The organism is Candidatus Saccharimonadales bacterium, from assembly GCA_036397795.1.
Taxonomy (GTDB): domain Bacteria; phylum Patescibacteriota; class Saccharimonadia; order Saccharimonadales; family DASWIF01; genus DASWIF01.
Window position 1 is genome coordinate 1 of the sequence record DASWIF010000035.1, and the last position, 1,676, is coordinate 1,676.

Below are 1,676 nucleotides of genomic sequence, written 5' to 3' on the forward strand. Positions count from 1 at the left end.
TGAGAGAATTAAGAGGTTAAATCTAAATCGTCTGAAACTTGCGAATGATGGCTCGGACAACACCCTGGATAAGCGGATCGCGCGCAAAGATCGGCTGCATGGTGGCGTTAGCCGGCTGAAGTCGGATTCGGTCGCGTTCACGATAGAACTTTTTAAGCGTGGCATACTCGTTTTGGAGCAGCGCCACCACTACATCACCATTGCGAGGAGAGGGATTTCGTTCAACAATCACGAAGTCGCCGTCCAGAATACCTTCATCAATCATTGATTCACCCCGAACTTGGAGGACATAGGTATTCGCCGCGTCCCGAATTAAGTCCGCCGGCACAGCCATAGTTTCGCGCGTGGCCACGGCTTCAATCGGTTCACCGGCGGTAATTAAGCCGGTCAGCGGCAGCTGGACCGCCCGTTTAAACGCGACTGCTTCATCTGTCGGCATGACATTGCGGGTAGCGCTGTTGTCAACCGTCAAAAAACCTTTTTCACGCAATGTTTGAATGTGCTGGAAAACAGTCGCTTTACTGCTAAGCCCAAACTCATCGGCGATATCTTGGTACGAGGGGGAGTAGTTATTTGTCCGCAGATACGCGATGATAAAGTCCAGAATTTCGCGCTGCTTTTTTGTTAGCTTGCTCATATGGTTTTAATGTACTTAGAGTATATACCGAACAAAAACCGAACGTCAAGTGGATAACTCATTTTTGCCTTTAAAGCCATATTTTGCCGATATATAAGATATATGCTAAAATTCGTTTAGTTTTAATTAAACAAATTTCAATTTAAAATTTAACCACACGTATGGATCAAAATCCTTCTATGGCAGGCATGAATGCCTCGCCCAGCCAGCCGAAATCCGGCGGACTTATGAAAATGATAGTCACCGCCAAGGGCGGCCAGTTCGCCAAGTGGGCGCCAATGCCGCTGCGATTGACGCTGGCCATTATTTTTATTTTTCATGGTCTAACCAAAGTCTTTGGCCCGCAGCCGGGGCTGGAAGGCTTTACCGGATTTTTAACCAGCCTCAATGTTCCAATCCCCGGATTTTTTGGTATTTTTATCGCTTGGCTTGAGCTGGTGGGTGGATTTGCTTTCTTGCTCGGTTTCCTGACGCCGTTATTTGCCAAATTAATCGCGCTTGAACTTATTGTCGCTTGGTTTTTGACCAAGCTCGGTGGCGGCTTGATGGTTAATGGGATTGTGGCCGGAGAGTTAGACATTGCGATTGTCGGCCTGGCTATTGCCTTGGCGATGCTGGGTGCCGGTCCGCTTTCGATTGACGCAAAGTTGGCTCGAAAATATCAACGCTAAAAGTTGAATTTTTTGTTAGATTATGCCGCCCCCGGCCTGACTCAGGCCGGGGGCGGTCTGTAAAGATGAGTGTGTTATAATCTTATTAGTATGTCAAAAATAGTTATTATTGGCGCCGGGTTTACGGGCGCGCTGGCGGCTCGGCGCTTGGCGCGTAAAAAATATACCGTGACACTAATTGACCGCAAGTCGCATTTTTTGTTTTTACCGCGACTGGCAGATATTTTAGCCGGAGCTTCAAGCGAACGCTGGACTCGCGCGCCGTTGGATAAACTTGCCCAGCGGTTTGGCTACGCGTTTGTTCAAGGAAACGTGGTTAGTATTGACCGGGATCGGCGCCAGGTCACGCTGGCAGACGGCCAAGTTTT

The 1,676-nt window shown here is 48.6% G+C and carries 3 protein-coding genes; 2 read left to right on the forward strand and 1 reads right to left on the reverse strand.

Annotated elements, in window-relative coordinates:
* Positions 1 to 22 precede the first annotated feature (22 nt).
* The gene (lexA, locus tag VGA08_02070) at positions 23 to 637 is read right to left on the reverse strand and encodes a transcriptional repressor LexA (protein ID HEX9679383.1); all 615 of its coding nucleotides are present in this window, start codon (positions 635 to 637) and stop codon (positions 23 to 25) included.
* 161 nt (positions 638 to 798) lie between these two features.
* Between lexA and VGA08_02075 the strand changes: the two genes are divergently transcribed.
* Both VGA08_02075 and VGA08_02080 read left to right on the forward strand, forming a co-directional pair.
* Positions 799 to 1,308 (forward strand): DoxX family protein, encoded by a 510-nt coding sequence (locus VGA08_02075; protein HEX9679384.1) that lies wholly within the window; start codon positions 799 to 801, stop codon positions 1,306 to 1,308.
* Between the two features lie 90 nt (positions 1,309 to 1,398).
* Positions 1,399 to 1,676: FAD-dependent oxidoreductase (locus tag VGA08_02080; GenBank protein ID HEX9679385.1), on the forward strand; the 278-nt coding region annotated here is incomplete at its 3' end.